A 3,878-nucleotide genomic window follows, 5' to 3' on the forward strand; every position below is an offset into this window, starting at 1 on the left:
AGGCCGGCCTGTTCCCAGGTGCGAAGCAGTTTGGCGATGCTTTGCCGCGATTTGCCAAGCAGGTGTCCGAGTTCCTCCTGGGTCAGCGGCACTTCGCGTCCGCGGGTTGTCGTGGCTGCATTCATCGCCGATGGCTCAAATTGTGCAAGCTCCAGCAGTCGCCGCGCCAGGCGCTGCGCAAGCGGCGCGATCGCGGCTTCCTCGACCAGATCGAATGTTGCGCGCAACCGCAGGCTCAGCATGCGCGCGAAGCGTTCATAGATCATCGGGTGCTTGGCCAGCAAGCGCTTGAAATCCGACTTCGCATGGAATAGAACGACTGTGGGACCGGACGCGCGGCCGTCATGCGTGCGTGGCAAGCCATCGAAGATGGACAGCTCGCCGAACCAGTTCGGCGCCTCCAGCACGGCGATGGTGGTCGCATAGCCATCGGCGGTCGTTCGGGAAAAGCGCACCGAACCGCTGGCAATGGTGTAGAACCCGTCGCATGCCGCCCCGCGTGCATGAAGCAGCGTGCCGTCTTTCAGCGTGCGCAGGCTTCCTGCCGCAGCGGCTTCCGCGATGACGTCATCCGGAAAATTGGCCAGCCATGATGAGCGCAGCAGGGCGATCTTATCGATGTCGGGAGTGACCCTATTTGGCATGGCAAATGTAAAAAAATTGACAGTCTTCCGTAGTGGAGTATATGGATACTGGCCGCATGCGAGCCTGTGCTCCACATCACTTGTGTGTAACCGGTATTTTGACAGAGAAGAGGAAACCCGATATGAACGCCCCTGAAAAACTGCACATCCCCTCGATCCAGGACCGGGTTTCCCCGGAGGAATGGCAGGCCCGCGTTGATCTCGCGGCCTGCTACCGGCTGGTTGCCGATTTTGGCTGGAGCGACCTCGTGTTCACGCACATTACAGCGCGCGTGCCGGGCACCGAAGATCAGTTCCTGATTAATCCCTACGGCATGATGTTCGATGAAATCACCGCATCGTCCCTGGTGAAGATCGACATTAACGGCAACAAGATCGAAGACTCGCCTTTCCCGGTCAACCCTGCCGGTTTCACCATTCACTCCGCGATTCATGCCGTGCGGCATGACGCCCAATGCGTATTGCATGTTCACAGCATCAATGGCGTGGCAGTGTCCGCACAGAAAAACGGCGTCCTGCCTCTGTCGCAGCAATCAATCTTTGTGTTGTCCAGCCTTGCGTATCACGACTATGAAGGCGTGGCGTTGAATGATGATGAAAAACCGCGCCTCGTCGCTGATCTCGGCGACAAGACTTACTTGATGCTGCGCAATCACGGATTGTTGACCATCGGAAAAACAATTGCGGACGCGTTCGTCAATATGTACATCTTCGAAGCAGCCTGCATGATCCAGATCCGTGCCCAGGCCGGCGGCGGGGAATTGATCCCGATCCCGGCCGCAATCATCAACGGCGCGCAGCAGTCGGCGAAAAAAGTGACCAAGTCGCAGGGTGGCATGCTGGCGTGGCCGGCACTGCTGCGTCGCCTCGACCGCCTCGATCCGTCCTACCGAACCTGATCCACACAACAATTACGGAGACATCCATGCAAGAGAAAGCGACCTTCCGCGACATGCAGCAAAGCACCGCCGAAGACTGGAAAATCATTTCCAAGGAATTCAAGCCGTTTGCCGCTGCGCTGCCGGACCGGGTACTGGCGCATCTTCGCCTGCTGGAAGGCGACTGTGGCGGCTTCGCCGTTGATCGCCTTACCCACAGCCTGCAAACCGCGACCCGTGCCTTTCGCGACGGGCGCGACGAGGAATATGTGATCTGCGCGCTGCTGCACGACATCGGCGATACGCTCGGCAGCTTCAATCATCCGGACATCGCGGCGTCGATTCTCAAGCCCTTCGTTAGTGAAGAGAACTTCACCATGGTCGAAAAGCACGGTATTTTCCAAGGTTATTACTTCTTCCACCACCTCGGCATGGATCGCAATCTGCGCGATCAGTTTGCCGGGCAGAAACTTTATGATGTCACCCTGGAGTTTTGCGAGAAGTACGATGCACCAGCCTTCGACCCGGATTACGACACCCTGCCGTTATCCTTTTTCGAGCCAATGCTGCGCCGCGTAATGGCGCGGCCGAAAAATTCGATCTACAAAGCGGTTACGGAGGAAAAAGTCGCGTAGGTGACATTGATGCGCCGCACCATCGAAAGTCGTTGACGGTTTAGTACGGTCGTTCAAAAATCATGCCTTGTTTTAGAAAAACCATTCTAATGGGCGTCTAACAAAATGATTTGAACGCCGGCGTAGCGTTCTCTGGCGGGCATGTGCCTGCCAGAGGCATTTTGTTAGACGCTCGAACAATGACAGGAGACATGATGGCGCAGTATCCGATGAGCCCGCTGATGGGGCAGATGATGAGCCAGCCTTTGCTCATCTCGAGCATCATCCAACATGCCGACCGATATTTCGGCGCAAATGAAATCGTTTCCCGCCGCGTCGAAGGCGACATTCACCGTTATACCTACCGCGATTGCCACCGCCGCTCGCGCCAGATGGCAAACGCACTTGGCGGTTTCGGCGTCAAGATGGGCGACCGCGTCGCCACCCTTGCATGGAACGGCTACCGGCACATGGAGTTGTACTACGCAATCTCCGGTTCCGGCGCGGTCATGCATACCATCAACCCGCGCCTGCATCCCGAACAGATCGCTTACATCGTCAATCATGCCGAGGACCAGTACCTGTTCTTCGACATCACATTCCTGCCCCTGGTGGACGCGTTCGCCGCCCACTGCAAGACGGTGAAAGGGTTCGTGATGATGTGCGACCGTGATCGCATGCCGCAGGAAACCAAGATACCCAACCTGCTGTGCTACGAAGATCTGATCGAAAGCAATTCGGCCGATTACGAATGGCCGCTGTTTGACGAAAATTCCGCGTCGAGCCTGTGCTATACCTCCGGAACGACCGGCAATCCCAAGGGCGCGCTGTATTCGCACCGCTCCACGATTCTGCATTCCTACGCATCGACGATGCCTGATGCGCTCAACGTCTCCGCCCGCGACGCCGTGTTGCCGGTGGTGCCGATGTTCCACGTGAATGCATGGGGGTTGCCATACTCGGTCCCGCTCACCGGCGCGAAGATGGTATTTCCGGGGCCGGCGCTGGACGGCAAATCCCTGTTCGAACTGTTCGAGCAGGAGCAGGTGACGTTTTCCGCCGGTGTGCCGACAGTTTGGCTGGGACTGCTGACCTATGTCGGGCAGAACAACCTCAAGTTTTCCAGCTTCAAGCGCACCGTGATCGGTGGATCTGCTTGCCCGCCGGCGATGATGAAGACCTTCCGCCATCAATACAACATCGAAGTGGTGCATGCATGGGGCATGACGGAAATGTCGCCGCTCGGAACCGCATGCACACTGCAGAGCCGTCACTTGTCCCTGTCGGATGACGAGCAGCAGGCGGTGCTGGAGAAGCAGGGACATGCGATCTACGGCGTCGACATGAAAATCGTCGATGATGCCGGCAAGGAATTGCCGTGGGACGGCAAGACCTACGGCAACCTGTATGTGAAGGGGCCCTGGATCATCAGCAGCTATTTCAAGAATGAAGGCGGCGATGTGCTGGAGAACGGTTGGTTCCCGACCGGCGACGTCGCCACCATCAGCCCCGAAGGCTACATGCAGATCACCGACCGCAGCAAGGATGTCATCAAGTCCGGCGGCGAATGGATCGGCACCATCGACCTTGAGAACATCGCCATGGCACACCCCGCCGTCCAGCAGGCTGCCTGCATCGGCATTTTCCATCCGAAGTGGGACGAGCGTCCGCTGCTAGTGGTCGTCAAGAAGCCGGGCGTTGACGTGAGCAAGGAAGAACTCATCAAGTTTTACGACGGCAAA

General features: G+C 57.7%; 4 protein-coding genes. 3 read left to right on the plus strand and 1 reads right to left on the minus strand.

Translation table 11 applies throughout. The annotated features are described in order from the left end of the window. A partial coding sequence (locus V7080_RS24705; protein WP_334191026.1) for a Crp/Fnr family transcriptional regulator occupies positions 1-644 on the minus strand: 644 nt, incomplete at its 3' end. A gap of 122 nt (positions 645-766) precedes the next feature. Between V7080_RS24705 and V7080_RS24710 the strand changes: the two genes are divergently transcribed. The 3 genes from V7080_RS24710 to V7080_RS24720 form a co-directional block, all read left to right on the plus strand. Next, entirely contained in the window at positions 767-1,543 is a 777-nt protein-coding gene (locus V7080_RS24710; protein WP_334191027.1) for a class II aldolase/adducin family protein, read from the plus strand. Positions 1,544-1,569: 26 nt separating this feature from the next. Then, a complete protein-coding gene (locus V7080_RS24715) occupies positions 1,570-2,157 on the plus strand; it encodes an HD domain-containing protein (protein WP_334191028.1) in 588 nt (195 codons plus the stop codon). Between the two features lie 194 nt (positions 2,158-2,351). Next, positions 2,352-3,878: 3-(methylthio)propionyl-CoA ligase (locus V7080_RS24720; RefSeq protein WP_334191029.1), on the plus strand; the 1,527-nt coding region annotated here is incomplete at its 3' end.

It is taken from the genome of Noviherbaspirillum sp., assembly GCF_036846085.1.
In the GTDB taxonomy this organism is placed as follows: domain Bacteria; phylum Pseudomonadota; class Gammaproteobacteria; order Burkholderiales; family Burkholderiaceae_D; genus Noviherbaspirillum.

Bases quoted from the DNA above. Each gene is read 5' to 3' on its own strand.
- V7080_RS24710 (WP_334191027.1), top strand. From the start codon at position 767: ATGAACGCCCCTGAAAAACTGCACATCCCCTCGATCCAGGACCGGGTT.
- V7080_RS24715 (WP_334191028.1), top strand. From the start codon at position 1,570: ATGCAAGAGAAAGCGACCTTCCGCGACATGCAGCAAAGCACCGCCGAA.